9 protein-coding genes are annotated in these 19137 nt (G+C 74.7%); 3 read left to right on the top strand and 6 right to left on the bottom strand.

Annotated elements, in window-relative coordinates:
* Nucleotides 1–49 precede the first annotated feature (49 nt).
* The 3 genes from ACIRQY_RS32005 to ACIRQY_RS31995 are packed head-to-tail and all read left to right on the top strand — an operon-like array spanning nucleotide 50 to nucleotide 12908.
* Nucleotides 50–1099, top strand: coding sequence for a MupA/Atu3671 family FMN-dependent luciferase-like monooxygenase (locus ACIRQY_RS32005; protein ID WP_403931449.1), 1050 nt, complete (start codon nucleotides 50–52; stop codon nucleotides 1097–1099).
* The gene (locus tag ACIRQY_RS32000) at nucleotides 1084–8949 is read left to right on the top strand and encodes an amino acid adenylation domain-containing protein (RefSeq protein ID WP_403931447.1); all 7866 of its coding nucleotides are present in this window, start codon (nucleotides 1084–1086) and stop codon (nucleotides 8947–8949) included. The genes ACIRQY_RS32005 and ACIRQY_RS32000 overlap by 16 nt, the downstream gene beginning before the upstream one ends.
* The gene (locus tag ACIRQY_RS31995; protein ID WP_403931445.1) at nucleotides 8946–12908 is read left to right on the top strand and encodes an amino acid adenylation domain-containing protein; all 3963 of its coding nucleotides are present in this window, start codon (nucleotides 8946–8948) and stop codon (nucleotides 12906–12908) included. Before ACIRQY_RS32000 ends, ACIRQY_RS31995 begins: the two co-directional genes overlap by 4 nt.
* Before the next feature lie 184 nt (nucleotides 12909–13092).
* Here ACIRQY_RS31995 and ACIRQY_RS31990 read toward each other — a convergent pair whose 3' ends face one another.
* The 6 genes from ACIRQY_RS31990 to ACIRQY_RS31965 all read right to left on the bottom strand — a co-directional run bounded on the left by ACIRQY_RS31990 (nucleotide 13093) and on the right by ACIRQY_RS31965 (nucleotide 19131).
* A complete protein-coding gene (locus ACIRQY_RS31990) occupies nucleotides 13093–13950 on the bottom strand; it encodes a hypothetical protein (protein ID WP_403931443.1) in 858 nt (285 codons plus the stop codon).
* Between the two features lie 184 nt (nucleotides 13951–14134).
* The gene (locus tag ACIRQY_RS31985) at nucleotides 14135–15463 is read right to left on the bottom strand and encodes a sulfate adenylyltransferase subunit 1 (protein ID WP_403931441.1); all 1329 of its coding nucleotides are present in this window, start codon (nucleotides 15461–15463) and stop codon (nucleotides 14135–14137) included.
* Between the two features lie 2 nt (nucleotides 15464–15465).
* On the bottom strand, nucleotides 15466–16401 hold the full coding sequence (gene cysD / locus ACIRQY_RS31980; protein ID WP_351792552.1) for a sulfate adenylyltransferase subunit CysD: 936 nt from the start codon (nucleotides 16399–16401) through the stop codon (nucleotides 15466–15468).
* Complete coding sequence (gene cysC, locus ACIRQY_RS31975; RefSeq protein ID WP_403931438.1) at nucleotides 16398–16967, bottom strand: adenylyl-sulfate kinase; 570 nt, start codon at nucleotides 16965–16967, stop codon at nucleotides 16398–16400. The genes cysD and cysC overlap by 4 nt, the downstream gene beginning before the upstream one ends.
* A 62-nt stretch (nucleotides 16968–17029) precedes the next feature.
* A complete protein-coding gene (locus ACIRQY_RS31970) occupies nucleotides 17030–18004 on the bottom strand; it encodes an LnmK family bifunctional acyltransferase/decarboxylase (protein ID WP_403931436.1) in 975 nt (324 codons plus the stop codon).
* Complete coding sequence (locus ACIRQY_RS31965; RefSeq protein WP_403931434.1) at nucleotides 18001–19131, bottom strand: histidinol-phosphate transaminase; 1131 nt, start codon at nucleotides 19129–19131, stop codon at nucleotides 18001–18003. Before ACIRQY_RS31965 ends, ACIRQY_RS31970 begins: the two co-directional genes overlap by 4 nt.
* Nucleotides 19132–19137 lie beyond the last annotated feature (6 nt).

Genomic DNA, 19137 nt, shown 5'->3' with positions numbered 1-19137 from the left:
CCGGCGGACGACCGGATCATGGACGACAAGGCTCACCGAAGGATCCCCGATGGACTTCAGCCTCTTCTACTTCGCCGACGACAGCACGCAGGACGGGGACGCCGGACGGTACGAGCTGCTCCTCGAAGGAGCCCGCTTCGCCGACCGGCACGGCTTCCGCGCGGTGTGGACGCCCGAACGCCACTTCCACCCCTTCGGCGGGCTCTACCCGAACCCGTCCGTGGTGGGCGCCGCCCTGGCGATGATCACGAGCAACGTCGCCATCCGCGCCGGGAGCGTCGTCGCCCCCCTCCACCATCCGCTGAGGATCGCGGAGGAGTGGTCGGTCGTGGACAACCTCTCCGGCGGCCGGGCCGGGGTGTCCCTCGCCTCCGGCTGGCACCCGGTGGACTTCGCGCTGAGCCGGACACCGTACGAGGACCGCAAGCGCCTGCTGGCCGACAGCGTCGAGCAGCTCCGCGGGCTGTGGCGCGGGGACGACCACGAGGTCCTGGACGGCAACGGCGCCCCGGCGACGGTACGGATCTTCCCGCCCCCGGTCCAGCGGGAGCTGCCGCTCTGGGTGACCAGCGCGGGCGATGCGGAGACGTTCCGTACGGCGGCGACGGCACGGGCCGGGGTCCTCACCCATCTGCTGCACCAGGACGTCGACGGGCTCGCCGCGAGGATCGCCGCGTACCGGCGGACGGCGCGCGAGACCCACGACGGCTGGGAGGGCCATGTCGTCCTGATGCTGCACAGCTTCCTCGGCACCGACCGGGAGGACGTCCGGGCCACCGTCGAGGGACCGCTGACCGCCTACCTCAGGAGTTCGGTCCATCTGATCGCCCGCTCGTTCGGCGCCCTCGACCCGGACTTCGACATCGACGCGCTGGAGGACGAGGACCTCGACTTCCTCGTCGCCCGGTCCTTCGACGCCTACTTCGCACAGCGTGGCCTCTTCGGGACGGTGGCGGACGCGACGGCGACGGTCGAGCGGCTGCGCGCCGCCGGCGTGGACGAGATCGCGTGCCTGATCGACTTCGGCATCGGCACCAGGACCGTGCTGGACGGGCTGCGGCACCTGAACGCGCTCCGCGCGGCATGCGCAACGAACTGATCCCAGAGACCCGAGAGACCCGAGAGGCCGAGACCACCGTGATCCCCCTGTCGTTCTCACAGCTGCGGTTCTGGTTCCAGGAAGAGATGGACCGCGACGGCCGGGCGCCCCACGCCTCGATGGCGCTCCGGCTGACGGGCCCGCTGGACGTGGCGGCGATGCGCGAGGCGCTACGGGACGTGGTGAACCGTCACGAGAGCCTGCGCACCGTCTTCCCGGTCGCCGACGGAGTACCCGGGCAGCGGATCCTGGAGACGGTGACGGTCGGGCTGCCCCTGCGGCAGGTCGCGGAGGAGGACGTCGAGGCTGCCGTGGCCGAGGCGGCCGGGCACCCCTTCGACCTGGAGCGCGAGATCCCGCTGCGGGCCGTGCTGCTCGCCGTCGGCTCCCCCGGCCACCATGTGCTGGCGATCACCGTGCACCACATCGCCATCGACGGCTGGTCCGTCGCGCCCTTCCTCCGCGACCTCTCGGACGCCTACACCGCGCGGCTCGACGGCCGGTCCCCGACCTGGGAGGAACTTCCCTTCCAGTACGCGGACTTCACCCTGTGGCAGCGCAAGGAGCTGGGCGCGCCCGACGACCCCGGCAGTCTCTTCGCCGAGCAACTGGCCCACTGGACCGGTGTCCTCGCCGACGCACCGGCGGAGGCGGCGCCGCCCACCGACCGGCCGCGCCCCGCCGACGCCACCCAGCGGGCCGGAACCGTCCCCTTCGGCCTGCCGCCCGACGTCTTCCAGGACCTCTCCCGGCTCGCCCGTCAGCACGGCGCCAGCACCTTCATGGTCCTGCACGCGGCGCTCGCGGGGTTCCTGCGGCGGCTCGGCGCCGGTCCGGACGTCCTGGTCGGCAGCCCGGTCGCCGGACGCACCGACGCGGGTCTCGACGACCTCGTCGGCTGCTTCGTCAACACGGTCGTCATCCGGACCGACACCTCCGGCGACCCCGACTTCCACGGGCTGCTCCGCCAGGCGCGGGCGGCCGTCATGGCCGCGCTCGACCACCAGGACGTGCCCTTCGAGCAGGTCGTGGAGGCGGTGAACCCGGCGCGGTCGGCGGCCCGCCACCCGCTCTTCCAGGTCATGCTGAACCTGCGCAACGACGCGGGCGCCGCCGTGCGCCTCCCCCGCCTCGACACCCGTCTCCTGGCCCCCGTGCCCCACCGTACGACCGCCTTCGACCTGCTCTTCGACGTCGTGGAGACCGACGGGACGCTCGAAGGCGCCCTGGTCTACGCCCACGACCTCTTCGACCGGTCCGGCGCCGAGCGACTGGCCCGCTGTTTCACCGCCTTCCTCACCCGGGCGGTCGCCGCCCCCGAGCGGCCCACGGGCCGTCTGGAACTCCTCTCCCCCGCCGAGGCGCGTACGACGCTGGAGACGTGGAACGGCCGGGACGTCCCGCTCCCGGCCGACTCCGTACCGGAGCTGTTCCGGCGGCGCGCGGCCTCGGCCCCCGACGATGTCGCGGTGGTCTGCGGCCCGTCCCGGATCGGCTACGCGGAACTCGACGCACGGGCCGAACGCCTCGCCCGGCGTCTGCGCGCGCGGGGCGCGGGCCCCGAACGGCTGGTCGCCGTGGCCATGAGCCGCTCCACCGATCTCGTCGTCGCCCTGCTCGCCGTCCTGCGGACCGGGGCCGCCTACCTTCCCCTGGACCCGCGCAACCCGGACGAGCGGCAGCGCGCGGTCCTGGCCGAGGCGCGGCCCTGTCTGCTCCTGGCCGACGAGGCCAACCGGGAGCGGGCCGAGGCCCTCACGGTCCCGCAGCCGGAAGGCGCCCCGTCCGGGGGCCCGCCGCCCGGCCCTCCGCTGGTCCTGGCCGACGACGACACCGGTCCGGACGACACCGGTCCGGACGGCCGCGCTGCGGACAACACCCTTCCGGACGGCCGCGATCCGGACAGCCCCGGCCCGGCGGGCGGATGGCCGGACGTCTCCGGCGACCGGGCCGCGTACGTGATGTACACGTCCGGCTCCACCGGCCGCCCCAAGGGCGTCCTGGTGACCCACCGGAACATCGTCGCGCTCGCCACCGATCCCCGCTGGGCGGCGGACGGTGGCCACACCCGGGTGCTCGCCCACTCCCCGTACTCCTTCGACGCCTCGACGTACGAGCTGTGGGTGCCGCTGCTCGGCGGCGGCACCGTCGTGCTGGTGCCGCCCGGCGACTCCTCGCCCGGGGCGCTGGAGCGTGCCGCGGCCGAGGGCGGCGCGGACAGCGCGTTCCTCACCACCGCCCTGTTCAATCTGCTGGTAGCGGAGGGAAGTCCGCTGCTCGGGCGGCTCGGGCACGTCTGGACGGGGGGCGAGCAGCCGTCGGGCGGGGCCGTGCGGCGGATGCTGACGGAGTTCCCCGGCACCGCCCTGACCCATGTGTACGGGCCGACGGAGAACACCACGTTCACCACGTCCAGGCGCCTGGACCCGGCCCGGGACGCGGACGGGGGCAGGCCGCCGATCGGCGGGCCCATGGCGAACACCCGGGTGTACGTCCTCGACCGGTGGCTCCGGCCGGTGCCCGTCGGAGTGCCGGGCGAGCTGTACCTGGCGGGCGCCGGACTGGCCCGCGGCTACCTCGGCCGCCCGGGACTCACCTCGGGGCTCTTCGTCGCCGATCCGCACGGCGCGCCCGGCACCCGTATGTACCGCACGGGTGATGTCGTCCGGTGGACCGCCGACGGCGAACTCGACTTCCTCGCCCGCGCCGACGACCAGGTGAAGATACGGGGCTTCCGCATCGAGCCCCGCGAGATCGAGGCGGTCCTGGAGCGTCATCCGGCCGTCGGCCGCGCCGCCGTCCTCGTACGGGAGGACCGGCCCGGGGAGCGCGTCCTGGTCGCCTACCTCGTGCCCGCCGGGGGCGTCGTCGGCGATCGGGCGCCGGGCGTCGCCGCGCACGCCGGGCGGAACCTGCCCGACTACATGCTGCCCGTCCTCGTCGTGCTCCCCGGGGGACTGCCCCTCACCCCCCACGGCAAGCTGGACCGGGCGGCGCTGCCCGCGCCCGTACGGAGCACCGGCTCCCGCACGCCCCGCACGCCCGCCGAGCGTCTGGTGTGCGGGCTGTTCGCCGAGGTCCTCGGGGTGCCGGAGGTGGGCGCGGACGACGACTTCTTCGCGCTCGGCGGGCATTCACTGCTCGCCGTCCGGCTGGTGAACCGGCTGCGGGAGGTGCTGGACGGCGGGATCGGCCCGCGCGCGGTCTTCGACGCGCCGACGCCCGCCGGGCTCGCCGGGAGGTTCGGGGCCTCCGGGACCGGCCGTGGCCCCCTGCGGCCCCGGCCGCGCGGGGACGTCCTGCCGCCGTCCTTCTCCCAGCTACGGTTCTGGCTCCAGGGCGAGCTGACGGAGGGCTCCGCCTCGCACACCGTGACGACGGCCCTGCGCCTCACGGGCCGTCTGGATGCGGAGGCCCTCGCGGCGGCGCTCCGGGACGTGGTGACCCGGCACGAGAGCCTGCGCACCGTCTTTCCCGTCACCGACGGGGTGCCCCGCCAACTGGTCCTGGATCCGGCCGGGTTCGACCTGCCGGCACGGGCGGTGCCGGAGGCCGACGTCGAGGCGGCGGTCCTCGCGGCCTCGGAGCACGACTTCGACCTGACGCGGGAGACACCCCTGCGGGCGGAACTCCTCGCCCGCTCACCCGAGGAGCACGTCCTCGTGGTCACGGTCCACCACATCGCCTTCGACGGCTGGTCGGCCGCCCCCTTCCTCCGGGACCTCTCCGGGGCCTACGCCGCCCGGCTGCGGGGCCGGGCGCCCGACCTCCCCGAACTTCCCTTGCAGTACGCCGACTTCACCCTGTGGCAGCGGGAGGAGCTGGGCGCGCCGGACGACCCCGGGAGCCCCTTCGCCCGGCAGCTCGCCCACTGGACGGGCGCGCTGGCCGGGGCCCCCGACGAGATCGCGCTGCCCGCCGACCGGCCGCGCCCGCCCGCCACCACCCACCGCGCCGGGACGGTGCCGTTCCGGATCACCCCCGAGGTGCACGCGCGTCTCACCGCGCTGGCGCGCGCGCACGGCGCGAGCGTGTTCATGGTGCTGCACGCCGTCCTGGCGGCGCTGCTGAGGCGGCTCGGCGCCGGGACGGACGTCCTGGTCGGCAGCCCGGTCGCCGGACGTACCGACAGCGGTCTCGACGAGCTGGTCGGCTGCTTCGTGAACACCGTGGTGGTCCGCACCGATGTCTCCGGGGACCCGGACCTCGACGAGCTGATCGACCGCGTCCGTCCCGGGGTCCTCGCCGCGCTGGAGAACCAGGACGTGCCCTTCGAGCAGGTCGTGGACGCCGTCGCGCCGGTGCGGTCGGCGGCCCGGCACCCGCTCTTCCAGGTCATGCTGAGCCTGCAGAACAACGCGACCGGCGCCGTGGAACTGCCCGGTCTCCAGGTCGAGCCGCTGCCCCACGGCCGCTACCGGAGCGTCCCCTTCGACCTCCTCTTCGACCTCTCCGAGTCCCACGGTGGCCTCGACGGCACCCTCGTCCACTCGCCCGACCTCTTCGACCCGGCCACCGCGGGACGGATCGCCGGGTGCTTCACCCGGCTCCTCGCCGACGCGTCCGCCCGCCCCACCCTGCCGGTGCGACGACTGGACGTGCTGTCCCCCGCCGAACGGCACACCGTCCTCACCGAGTGGTCCGGCCCCGGGGCCGGTGGGGAGGTGCCGGACGGCTCGGTGCCCCGGTGGTTCCGGGAACAGGCCGCCAGGACACCCGAGGCGGTGGCCGTGCTCCACGGCACCGGCCGGATCACCTACGGGGAACTCGACGCCCGGGTGGACCGGCTGGCCGGACTGCTGCGGGGACTGGGCGCGGGTCCCGAGCGGCTGGTCGCCGTGGCGACGGGCCGCACCCCCGACCTCCTGGTCGCGCTGCTCGCCGTGCACAGGACCGGCGCCGCGTACCTCCCGGTCGATCCGCGGCACCCCCGGGACCGGGTGGCGTCGGTGCTCGCCGAGGCGGCACCGCTCCTGGTGCTCTCCGACCGCGCCACCCGCGAGGCGCTCGGCACCGACGACTGGCTCGCCCTGGACGGCCCCCTGCCCGCCGGGGCCGGGAGTACGGGCCCGGACGAACCGGTCCCGGCCGACGCCACGGCGTACGTCCTGTACACCTCGGGTTCGACGGGCCGCCCGAAGGGGGTCGTGGTCACCCACCGCAATCTGGCCCATCTGCTCGCCGCACTGCGGGCGCGGCTGCCGCTGGGCCCCGCCGACCGGCTGCTCGCCGTGACGACCGTCGCCTTCGACATCGCCCATCTGGAGCTGCTCCTGCCCCTGGTCCACGGCGCCGCGGTCGTCCTCGCCTCGCCCGACGAGGTGCACGCGCCGCACGCCCTCGGCGAGCTGGCCGGACGGCACGGGGTCACCGCCGTCCAGGCGACCCCCTCCCTGTGGTCCGGGCTCGTGGCCGAGGTCCCCGAAGCGGTCCGGGGCCTGCGCGTCCTCGTCGGCGGCGAGGCCCTGCCCCCGGCCCTGGCCGCCGGTCTCGTGGGCCTGGCCGCCGAGGTCACCAATGTGTACGGGCCCACCGAGACGACCATCTGGTCCCTCGCGGCCCCGATCGGCCCGCACAACGCGCACCGCCCGCCGCTCGGCTCCCCGCTGGGCGACACCCGGGTGTACGTCCTGGACGGGACGCTGGGGCCGGTGCCCGTGGGCGTGCCGGGCGAGCTGTACATCGGGGGTGCGGGGGTGGCCCGGGGCTACCTCGGGCGGCCGGGGCAGACCGCCGAGCGGTTCGTCGCCGATCCGTACGGTCCGCCCGGCGCCCGTCTGTACCGCACGGGTGATCTGGTCCGGTGGACGTCCGGGGGCGAACTCGACTTCCTCGGGCGCGCCGACGACCAGGTGAAACTGCGCGGTTTCCGCGTCGAGCCCCGGGAGATCGAGGCCGTCCTGGACCGGCACGACCGGGTCGCCCGCAGCGCCGTGGTGGTGCGCGAGGACCGGCCGGGCGAGCGGCGGCTCGTCGCCTACGTCGCCCTCGCCGGGTCCACCGGTACGGCCGAGGGGCTCGTTCCGGAGCTGACCGGGTGGGCGGGGCGGGCGCTGCCGCCGTACATGGTTCCCGCCGCCGTCGTCGTGCTTCCCGCCGGGCTGCCGCTCACGCCGAACGGGAAGCTCGACCGGTCCGCGCTGCCCCCGCCGGAGGAGCCCGCCGCCCCGGCCCCGGGGGCGCGGGAGCCGCGGACTCCCGCCGAGGAGGTCCTCTGCGAGCTGTTCGCGGCCGTCCTCGGACGGCCCCGGGTCGGCGTCGACGACGACTTCTTCGCGCTCGGCGGCGACAGCATCGTGTCGATCCGGCTGGTGTCCCGGGCACGTTCACGCGGTCTCGCCCTCTCCACGCGGGACGTCTTCCGGTACCGCACCGTCGCCGAGCTGGCCGTCCACGCGAAGGCACGGCCGCCCAAGGCGGGCGCGGCGGCGGCGCCCGCCCCGGTGGCGGCGGCCGTCGAGGGCACGGCGGCCGTCGAGGTGCCGCTCACCCCGATCATGCACTGGCAGCGCGAACGGGGCGGCCCCGTCGACGGCTTCCACCAGTCCGTGCTCGTCCGGACCCCGGCCGGTCTGTCCCTGCGGCGGCTGCGGGAGCTGGTCCGGACGTTGCTCGACCGGCACGACGCCCTGCGGACACGGCTGCGGCGCACCCCCGGGTGGCGCCTGGACGTGCTGCCGCGCGGCGCGGTGGACGGGGCCGACCGCGTCGTACGGATCGACGCGGCCGGACGCGGGGCCGGGGAGCTCGCGGAGCTGGTCCGCACCGAGACGGACGCGGCACGGCGGCGGCTGGCGCCCGGCGAGGGGAACATGCTCCAGGCGGTGTGGTTCGACACGGGTCCCGGACGGCCAGGACGGCTCCTGCTGATGATCAACCACCTGGTGGTGGACGGGGTTTCGTGGCGCGTCCTCCTGGAGGACCTGAGCAGCGGCGGCGCCCCGCGCACGGCCGGGCCGGGCGTCACTCCCGTGTCGTTCGCCGACTGGGGGCGCTGTCTGGAGCGGGAGGCGCGGGGGCGAGCCGGTGAACTCCCCTTCTGGCTGGGTGTCGTGGAGGGAGCGGGCGATCTGGTGCCCGGCGCGGCGCTCGTGGCCGGCCGTGATGTGGAGGAGTCGAAGCACCGGGTGACCCGGGTCCTTCCCGCCGAGCGGACGGAACCGCTGCTTGCCCGGGTGCCCGCCCGTCTCGGAGTCGGGGTGAACGCGGTGCTGCTGGGCGCGCTGAGCACGGCGGCGGGGCAGTGGCGTGCGGCGACCGGCGACGTCGGTGCTTCCGGGGACGGCGGTGCTTCCGGGGACGGCCCGCCGTTCCTCGTGGACGTGGAGGGGCACGGGCGTGAGGAGATCGCCGACGGCCTCGACCTGTCGGGGACCGTGGGCTGGTTCACCAGCATGTTCCCCGTACGGCTCCCGGGGCGGCCGGGCGATCCGGACGGCACGGTGCGGGCGGTGGACGAGCAGCTCGGGAGGATGCCGGACAAGGGGCTCGGCCACGGTCTGCTGCGCCATCTGCATCCGGAGACCGCGCCCGTGCTCGCGGCCCGGCCCCGGGCACAGTTGCTCTTCAACTACCTGGGCCGCTTCGACCGGCCCGAGGCGTCCGACTGGGCGCTGGCGGCGGAGTCCGGGGCGGTCTCCGGGGGCGGCGACCCCGAGATGCCCCTGACGCACCTCCTGGAGGTGTCCGCGGTCGTCCTGGACCGGGGGGACCGGCCGGAGCTCCACGTCAGCTGGGCGTATCCGCGGGCCCTTCTCGGACGGTCCCGCGTGGAGGCCCTCGCGGACGCCTGGTTCGAGGCCCTGGAGACCCTGACCGCACGTACCGGCGAACCGGGAGAGACGGCGTGACCACAGCGGACCGCATCCACGAGCAGACCCCCCCGTACTCCGAGCACGCCGAGCAGGCCAAGCACGCCGAGTGCTCCGAGTGCTCCGAATATCCCGAGCACGCCGGGTACGCCCACGGGGGGACGCCGAGGCCGTCCCCGCTCCAGCAGGGGCTGTTCTTCCACACGGCGTTCGACGCGGACGGCCAGGACATCTACACCACCCAACTGGCACTCGACTTCGAGGGCCCGCTCGACCCGGCGCTGCTGCGGGACGTCTGCCAGGTGCTCCAGGACCGGCACGACAGCCTGCGTTCGGGGTTCCGTACGGACGCTTCGGGCGCCCCCGTACGGTTCGTGCGCTCCCGGGTCGGAGTGGACTGGCGGACGGCCGACCTGACCGGGACGGCCGCCGACGGGCGGGAGGCCGAGGCCGTGCGGCTGGTCGAGGAGGAGCGGCGCCGGCGCTTCGACACCGCCCGGCCGCCGCTGCTCCGGTTCCTGCTGATCCGGCTGGACGACACCCGGTGGCGGTTCGCGCTGACGAACCATCACATCATTCTGGACGGCTGGTCCGTCTCGGTCCTCCTCGACGAGCTGTTCCGGCTGTACGGCGCGGGGAGCGGTGGCGCCGGGGCGGGTCCGCTGCCCGCGGCCCCCTCGTACACCTCCTATCTGGAGTGGCTCGGCGAGGTGGACGCGCGGTGGTCCGGGGACGCCTGGGCGGAGGCGCTCGCCGGGATCGAGGGGCCGACGCTGGTGGCCCCCCACGCGCGGGGCGCGGGCACGGTGGTCCCCGAGCGGGTGGTGCGCGCGCTGCCCGCCGGGGTGACGGCCGCGCTGACGGACCGGGCGAGGGAGGCCGGGGTGACCCTCGGCACGGTGACGCAGGTGGCCTGGGGGCTGGTGCTGCGGCAGCTCACCGGGCGGGGCGACGTGGTGTTCGGGACGACGGTGTCGGGGCGGGCCGCCGAGGTCGAGGGTGTCGAGACGATGGTCGGCCTGCTCATCAACACCGTTCCGGCGCGGGTGCGGGCGGAGCCCGGGGACACGCTGCTCGACCTCGTCGAACGGGTCCAGGACGAACAGCTCGACCTTCTGGAGCACCATCACGTGGGGCTGACGGAGATCCAGCGGCGGGCGGGGTTCGGGTCCCTGTTCGACACCACGACGGTCTTCGACAACTATCCGACGGGATCCGGGGAGCGCCGTCTCGGTGAGGCGCTGCTGGTCGGCGTGTCGGGGTTCGACGCCACCCACTATCCGCTCTCCCTGATCTGTGCGCCGGGCGAGGAGCTGGGCATCCGGCTGGACTTCCGGCCCGATCTGCTGGGGCGCGGCACGGTGGAGGGGATCGCCGGGCTCTTCGCCCGCATCCTGACGGCGGTCGCCGAGGATCCGTACCGCACGGTCGGGGAGCTCCCGGTCCTCGCGGACGGCGAGCGCCGGAGGGTCCTGGAGGAGTGGAACGCGACGGACCGGCCCGTGCCGCCGACCACGCTGCCCGCCCTGATCGAGGCGCGGGCCCGGCTGGTCCCGGACGCGCCCGCCCTCACGTACCGGGGGCGGACCTTCGGTCACGGCGAGCTGAACCGCCGGGCGAACCGGCTGGCGCGGGTGCTGCTCGCCGAGGGCGCGGGACCGGAGACCCGGGTGGCCCTGGCGCTGCCGAGGAGCGCGGACATGGTCGTCGCCCTGCTCGCCGTGCTCAAGGCGGGGGCCGCGTACGTGCCGGTGGACGTGCGCTATCCGGCCGACCGGGTGGCGCGGATGCTCGGCGACGCCCGGCCCCGGCTCGCGGTGGTCACCGGGGCGACCAGGGACGTACTGCCCGAGGGGACGGCCGCGCTCGTCCTGGACGATCCGGAGGTGATGCGGCGGATCGGGGAGCGGGAGGACGCGGACGTCGTGGACGGGGAGCGGCCGGGGCCGCTCCTGCCCCGGCACCCCGCCTACGTGATCTACACCTCGGGCACCACCGGCGTTCCCAAGGGCGTGGTCGTCGAGCACGCCAACGCCGTCAATTTCGTGGCGACCGTCGAGGACCACTTCGGGCCCGGGGGCATGGCCCGGGTGCTGGCGTCCACCTCGCTCAGCTTCGACGTGTCGGTCTTCGAGATCGTGACGACGCTGGCGCTCGGCGGGTGTCTGGAGCTGGTCGACGACCTGTTCGCGCTGCTCGAACGGGACGGCTGGGAGGGGAGCCTGGTCAGCGGTGTCCCCTCGGCGATGGCGAGCGTGCTGGCGGGCGGCGCCTTCCAGGTGTCGGCGCCGCATGTGGTCCTGGGCGGGGAGGCGGTGCCGCACGCCCTGCTGCGCGAGCTGGGCGAGCGGGTGCCGGGCTGCGCGGTCACCAACATCTACGGCCCCACCGAGGCGACGACGTACTCGACCTGGTGGCGCGGGGGCGCCGACGACTCCGGCGGTGATCCGCCGATCGGCCGTCCGGTGCCCAATGCCCGGGTGTACGTGCTGGACCCGTGGCTGCGGCCGGTGGCGGAGGGGCGGCCGGGAGAGCTGTACATCGCGGGCGCGGGTGTCACCCGTGGCTATCTGCACCGCCCGGCGCTCACCTCGGAACGGTTCGTGGCCTGCCCGTTCGGTGCGTCCGGCGGCCGGATGTACCGGACGGGCGATCAGGTGCGGTGGCGGCCGGACGGGCAGCTGGAGTATCTGGGGCGGCTCGACGGACAGGTGAAGGTCCGGGGGTTCCGGATCGAACTGGGCGACGTGGAGGCGGCCCTGCTGCGGCACGAGGACGTGGCGCGGGCGGTCGCGGTGGTGCGGCGGGACCGGGCGGGCGATCCCCGGCTGGTCGCGTACGCCGTCGCGGGCGGCCCGGGGGCGGCGCTCGACGGCGCGGAGCTGCGGCGGTTCCTCCGCGAGGCGCTGCCGGACCACATGGTGCCGTCGGCGGTGGTGCCGCTGGACCGGTTTCCCCTGATGCCGAACGGCAAGCTGGACCGGTCGGCGCTGCCCGCTCCCGTGTACGGCTCCGCCGCCCGCCGGGGGGCGGCCCACGCGCACGAGGAGCCGTTGTGCGCGCTGTTCGCCGAGGTGCTCGGGGTGGAGCGGGTCGGCCCGGACGACGGTTTCTTCGATCTGGGCGGGCACTCGCTCCTGGCGACCCGGCTGGTGAGCCGGGTGCGGGCGGTCCTCGGCACCGAGCTGTCGGTGCGGGTCCTGTTCGAGGCGCCGAGCCCGGCGGCCCTGGCGCGGCGGCTCGACGGCGAGGGGGAGGGCTCCGGTCTGGACGTGCTGCTTCCGTTGCGGACCGGGGGGCGGCTGAGGCCGCTGTTCGCGGTGCACGCGGCGAGCGGGCTCGCCTGGCCGTACGCGCGGCTGCTGCCGCACCTGGATCCCGAGGTGCCGCTGTACGGGCTCCAGGCGCCGAGCCTCGCCGATCCGGAGGGCGGTGCGCGCGAGCCGGAGGAGCTGGTGCGGGAGTACGCGCGACGGATGCGGGAGGTGCAGCCGGAGGGGCCGTACCGGCTGCTCGGCTGGTCGGTCGGCGGGACCCTCGCGCACGGGGTGGCCGCCGAGCTGGTGGAGGGCGGGCACGCGGTGGAGTTCGTGGCGCTGCTGGACTCGTACCCGGCTCCCGAGGAGGGTCTGCCCGGCTGGGAGGAGACGCACCGGCACGTGGCCGGGTCGGCCGGGTTCGCCGTGGACGGGACGCCGCCGGAGCAGATCGCGCTGCTCGGGGAGCGGGCGGTGGAGGGCGCGCGGATCGCGGTGCGGGCGGCGGTGGACGCGCTGCGGGCGGCTCCGGCGCGGACGAAGGGGGTGGACGTGCTCCACTTCCGGGCCGCGTCGGACGGCCCGGGAGCGGACCCGGACGCCTGGCGGACGTACGGCGGCGGGCGTCTCTGGTCCTTCGACGTCGCCTGCGGCCACTACGAGATGCTGGACCCCGCTCCGCTCCGCACGATCGGCGAGGTCCTGTCCGACCGGGCCGGGGGAGGCACGGCGGGGTGGTGAACGGCCCGGGCGCCCGGCCGGGGCGAAGGGAGCGCCCCGGCCGCCGGACTCCTGGGGGCGGGGCGCGCCGCGTGGCCGGGCCGGAGTCCGTCGCGTGCGGGCCGCGCGCACGCCCCCGGGCCCGGACGTCATCGGCTCCGTCCGGCACTGGTGACGGCTCGTCCGGCACGGGTGACGGCTCGTCTCATCCTTCCGGGAGACGTACGACGACGGCACCGGCCTGCGACTCGCCGAAGCCCCACCCGGCGACCAGGGAACAGCCGACGGTCTTCAGGGCCTCGGTCGGCCAGGGCCAGCCCTCGGCGGCGCGGTAGAAGCCGCCCTCGCTGCGCGCGTGCTCCCTGGTGAGGCAGAGCATGCGGAGGTGGTCGCGGAGCGCGGGGTGCGCGACCGCGCCCAGCCGCTCCTCCCAGGGCTCGGCGGCGCGGTCGGCGTACCGGATGTCATCCGTCGACACCAGGTGCGCGGGGCCGCGTCCGGTGAAGGTGGCGGCCCGCATGGCGTCGGTGAGGGTGCCGTCGGTGGCGACTCTGAGCAGCACGGTCAGCCAGGTGTTCAGCGGTTCGGAGTCCTCGCCGGTCAGGTCGGCTCCGTGGCGGGCGAGGAGCAGTCCCAGGTCCGTGCCGCGCACCAGGACCCCGCCGTCCTCGTCGGACGGGTGCGTGGTCCGCAGTGCGGTCGCGAAGGACTCGTCGAAGGGGCGGGGGCCCTTGTGCCCGTCGGCGCCCCACGCTCCCGTGCCCGCCAGGAGGTCGGCGTCGAAGCGGAACAGGGACCCGCCGAGGTCGAAGCGCCAGGCCCAGGGCGAGAAGGGGTACGGGCCGTCCGGGTCCGGCAGGGTCGTCGGCTCCCGGCCCGCCAGGGTGCCGACGGTCATCCAGGAGTTCGGGAACAGGAACTCGTCGAGGGAGTCCGAGGCGTAGTACACCCCGTATCCGGTGGCGGGGGCGGCGGGCGGCTGCCCGCCGAGCAGTATCTCGAAGGCACCGGCCAGCGCGGTGTCCCAGTCTTCGGGGCCGGTCGGCGGGGCCGTCTCGGGCATCACGGCGAGCGTTCCTCCATGTCGGGGCGGGTCGGGCCGCGCGGGTCGGCGCGGACCACGGGCCCCGCACGGCGCCCGGACCCCGGGGACGGGGCCCGCCGTGGGGGCGGACGTGATCCTTCCAGGATCGCCGCGCCCCGGCATCGGTAGAACTACGGAACCGGCCCCGCGCGGGAGCGGGTGCTCAGAAGTCCCAGCCGGCGTCCTCGGTGGTGTCCGGCGGCGGTTCGGGGGCGGCGAAGGACGCGCCGACCATGCCCGCCGTCAGGGTGGTGCCGTCGCCGGGGTCGATCAGGATGAACGAGCCGGTGCGGCGCGAGTCCGCGTAGGGGTCGACGGGCAGCGGCTCGGCGGTGCGGATCCTGACCCGGCCGATGTCGTTGGCCACGAGCCGTCCGCGGTGGGGGCGCAGGGTCAGGTCGTCCAGGGTGAGCCGGGCGGGGATGTCCTCGACGATGGCCTTGACCGTACGGGTGCCGTGTTTGAGGAGCACCCGGTGGCCGACGGTCAGTGCCTGGTCGGCCACGTGGCAGACGGTCGCCTCGATGTCGTGGGTGGTCGCCGGGGCGTCCGAGGTCGGCACGATCAGGTCGCCGCGCGAGACGTCGACGTCGTCCGCCAGGAGGACGGTGACGGACTGCCCGGTCCGGGCGGCGCCGACCGGTCTGCCCAGGAGGTCGATGCCGGAGATCGTCGTCGTACGGCCGGACGGCAGGATCGTGACCGGTTCGCCGACGCGGAGGGAACCGGCCGCGATGCGGCCCGCGTAGCCCCGGTAGTCGGGGTGTTCGGCGGTGCGGGGCCGGATGACGTACTGGACGGGCAGCCGGGCCCCGTGCCGGTCCTGGTCCCGGGCGACCCGTACCGTCTCCAGGTGTTCGAGGACCGTCGGGCCGCTGTACCAGTCCATGACCGCCGAGGGCCGCACCACGTTGTCCCCGGCCAGCGCCGAGATCGGGATCGCGGTGACGCCGGTGACGCCGAGCCCGGCGGCGTACTCGGTGAACTCCGCGACGATCGTGGCGAACACCGGCTCGCTGTGGCCGACCAGGTCCATCTTGTTGACCGCGAGGACGACCCGCGGGACGCGGAGGAGGGCGGCGATGGCCGCGTGACGGCGGGTCTGTTCGACGACGCCGTTGCGGGCGTCGACCAGGATGACGGTCAGTTCGGCGGTGGAGGCGCCGGTGACCATGTTGCGGGTGTACTGCACGTGGCCGGGGGTGTCGGCGAGGATGAAGCGCCGTTTCGGGGTGGCGAAGTAGCGGTAGGCGACGTCGATGGTGATGCCCTGTTCGCGTTCCGCGCGCAGACCGTCGGTGAGCAGGGCGAGGTCGGGCGCCTCCTGCCCTCGGTCCGCCGACACCCTTTCCACGGCTTCCAGTTGGTCGGCCAGGACCGACTTGGAGTCGTGGAGGAGACGGCCCACCAGGGTGGACTTGCCGTCGTCGACGGAGCCGGCGGTGGCGAACCGCAGCAGGGTGGCGGACGGGAGTTCCGTGGTCCTGGTCATGCTCAGAAGTACCCTTCGCGCTTGCGGTCCTCCATGGAGGCTTCGGAGAGTTTGTCGTCGGCGCGGGTGGCGCCCCGCTCGGAGAGCCGGGACGCGGCGATCTCCGCGATGACCTGGTCGAGGGTCACCGCCTCGGAGTCGACGGCGCCGGTGCAGGACATGTCGCCGACGGTGCGGTAGCGGACGAGCCGTTTCTCGACGGTCTCGCCGTCCCCCGGGTCGCCCCAGTCGCCCACGGGCAGCCACATCCCGGAGCGCCGGAAGACCTCGCGCTGATGGGCGAAGTAGATCTCCGGCAGTTCGATGCCCTCGCGGGCGATGTACTGCCACACGTCCAGCTCGGTCCAGTCGGAGAGCGGGAAGACCCGGACGTGTTCGCCGGGGGCGTGGCGGCCGTTGTAGAGCTGCCACAGTTCGGGGCGCTGGCGGCGCGGGTCCCACTGGGAGAACTGGTCCCGGAGGCTGAACACCCGTTCCTTGGCGCGGGCCTTCTCCTCGTCGCGCCGTCCGCCGCCGAAGACGGCGTCGAAGCCCCGCGTCCGGATCGTCTCCGTCAGCGGGAGGGTCTGGAGCGGGTTGCGGGTGCCGTCGGGGCGCTCCCTGAGCACGCCCCGGTCGATGTAGTCCTGGACGGAGGCCACGTGGAGGCGCAGCCCGTGGGCCGCCACCACCCGGTCGCGGTAGGCGAGGACCTCGGGGAAGTTGTGTCCGGTGTCGACGTGCAGCAGCGAGAAGGGGACCGCCGCCGGGGCGAAGGCCTTCAGCGCCAGGTGCAGCATGACGATGGAGTCCTTGCCGCCGGAGAAGAGGATCACCGGCCGCTCGAACTCGCCCGCCACCTCGCGGAAGATGTGCACGGCCTCCGACTCCAGCAGGTCCGCGTGGGTCGGCGCGCACGGGTCGTCGGTGCTCTCGTACGGTGTGGTCACGGTCGTCATGCCAGCCCCTTCTCCCGCAGCAGCGCGACCAGCGCCTCCGCCGACTCGGTGCTGCTCTGCTCGTGTGCCGGGATCCGCAGATCGGGTGTGTCCGGCGGCTCGTAGGGGTCGTCCACCCCGGTGAGGCCGGACAGCTCGCCCCGCGCCTGCCGGGCGTACAGGCCCTTCACGTCGCGCGCCGCGCACACCTCGACCGGTGTCGCCACGTGCACCTCGACGTAGGCGGTGCCCGTGGCCTCGTGGTGTGCGCGGACGGCGTGCCGGGCGTCCGCGTAGGGGGCGATGACCGGCACCAGTACCGTCACGCCGTGGGAGGCGAGCAGCTGCGCGACGTAGCCGACGCGGCGCACGTTCGCCTCCCGGTCCCGGCGGGAGAAGCCGAGGTCGGCCGTCAGCCGGGCGCGCAGTTCGTCGCCGTCCAGGACGTGGGTCCGGCGTCCGGCGGTGCGCAGCGCGTCGGACGCGGTCCGCGCGATGGTGGTCTTGCCCGCGCTGGGCAGGCCGGTCAGCCATACCGTCGCGCCGACGGCGCCGCCGTGCCTGAGGTCGTCGGTCATGTGCTCCATCCGGGGTGCGGTTCGGCGGGGAGGGCGTCCGGTACGGGAGGATCGCGGGCGGCGGGGCGGGGTCAGCCACTGCCCGGGGAGCGGTCGCCCGCCGTCCCGGTCTCGATCGCGGTGACGGCGACCAGGTGTCCGGTGGCGGTGTCGCGCAGGGCCATGTCGGCGATCTCGACGTCCGGGGAGGCGGCGCTCCGCCAGTGGCGGACCGTGACCTCGAAGACGGTGCCGGGGTCGGCGTTGCCGAAGTAGCCGATCTTCTGGTCGGTCACCTTGCGCCGCAGGAACTGTTCGTCGGTGCGTCCCAGGGAGCGCCACAGGCGCAGCAGCATCGTGTCGAAGACGGAGAAGTACGAGGCGAAGTACATGAGTCCGGCGCCGTTGAGGTCGCGCACGACGTCGAGTGTGTACGTGAACGTCCGGGGCTCGCCGGTCTCCTGGAAGCCGGGGGGACCGTCGGGGTGGAAGCTTCCGGTGGACCGGGCCCTGCCGACGAAGGCCCGGGGGGAGTAGGCGTTGGGGAGCGGGGGCAGGTCCTGGTAGCCGAAGTCCGGGGGTGTCACCTGGGCGAGGCCCCGGTTGCTGCCCGCGGTGGTGCGGGCGATCCACCGGTTGAAGTTCTCGGCGTAGAGGCAGTCGGGGTGCGGGTGTTCGTACACCTCCGCCGGGTCCAGCGGTCCGTCGGGGAGGTCGAGTCCGGCGGGGGCGAGCCGGTGCAGGGTGATGACCGACTGGTTGCCGAACTGGAACGACCGCGAGTCGACCCGGAGTTCGTCGCCGAAGGTGAGCCCGTGGGGATGGACGACGTCCCCGCCGCGCACGCGGTAGTAGTAGAAGGACAGATAGGCGGGGTCTCCGTCGGCGGTCCGGGCGGCGTGCACGTTGATCCGGCAGGACTCGCTGACCACCTCCCAGGTCCAGTCCCCGATGCGGCCGAACAGCAGGGAGCCGCCGCTGCACATGCCCGGTGCGACGACCACGTGGCGGGAGAGCCCGGACCCGTCGGGGAGCCGTGCGCCGGGCTCGGTGTGAAGAGTGGTCATGATGCCTCCGCCGTCGTTCGGGACTGCCGTGTCTGTCCGGTGCCGGGGGTGGCCGTCGGCCGGGCGGAGCGCCACGCGCCGGCAGCGGCGAGGAAGTGGTCGTCGTCCTCGGCGGCTCCGACCGACACGCGCACGCCCGTGCCGGGGAACGCCCGTACCGCGATGCCCCTCCGGGCGCACCAGGCGCCGAAGTCGGCGGCGAGCGGACCCAGCGGGAGCCAGAGGAAGTTGGTCCTGCTGTCGGGGACGTCCCAGCCCTGACGGATCAGGGCGTCGCGGACCCGGGCGCGTTCCGCGACCGTGCTGTCGACGCGCCGCAGCAGCTGGTCGGCGAGTCCGAGGGCGGCGACGGCCGCGTGCTGCGCCACGGTGCTGACCGCGTAGGGGAGGCACGCCTTGCGCAGTTCCCCGACGAGGGAGGCGTCCCCCACCAGGTATCCGGTGCGCAGTCCCGCGAGGCCGTACGCCTTGGAGAAGGTGCGCAGCACGACCAGGTTGGGGTGCTCGGCGCAGAGGTCCAGGGCGGTGGAGTGCTCCGGTCCCCGGGCGTACTCGTGGTAGGCCTCGTCGACGGCGACCAGGCAGGTGGGGGGTACGGCGGTGAGGAACGCGCGGAGTTGGTCGTGGGTGACGAGCGTGCCCGTCGGGTTGTTCGGGTTGCAGACGATCACCAGGCGGGTGCGGGGGGAGATCCGGTCGGCCATGGCCCGCAGGTCATGGGTCTGGCCGGTCAGCGGTACCTGGACGGATTCCACTCCGGCGAGGGCGGCGAGCGTGGGGTAGACCTCGAACGACGGCCAGGCGTGGACGGCTTCGGCGCCGGGGTCGGCGACCGACTGGAACAGCGCCTGCAGGAGGGCCAGGGATCCGGCGCCGACCGCGATCCGGTCCTCCGCGATCCCGTGGAGCCGGGCGAGGGCGCGTGTCAACGGTCCGCAGCCGGGGTCCGGGTAGCGGTTCACGGTGGCTCCGGCCCGTGCGACGGCCTCGACGACTCCGGGCAGCGGGGTGTGCGGCGATTCGTTCGCCGACAGGGGGCGGGGCGTCGCGGCCGGTCCGTGAAGGCCCGCGGCGGGCCGGTAGGGGGCGAGGGCCGTGAGGACCGCGCGCAGGGACGGGTGAGACATGGGACT

The sequence above is a fragment of the Streptomyces sp. NPDC101490 genome, assembly GCF_044767145.1.
Classification (GTDB): domain Bacteria; phylum Actinomycetota; class Actinomycetes; order Streptomycetales; family Streptomycetaceae; genus Streptomyces.
The sequence above is the reverse complement of the archived record's forward strand: the minus strand, read 5'-3'. Positions and strand labels throughout refer to the sequence as shown.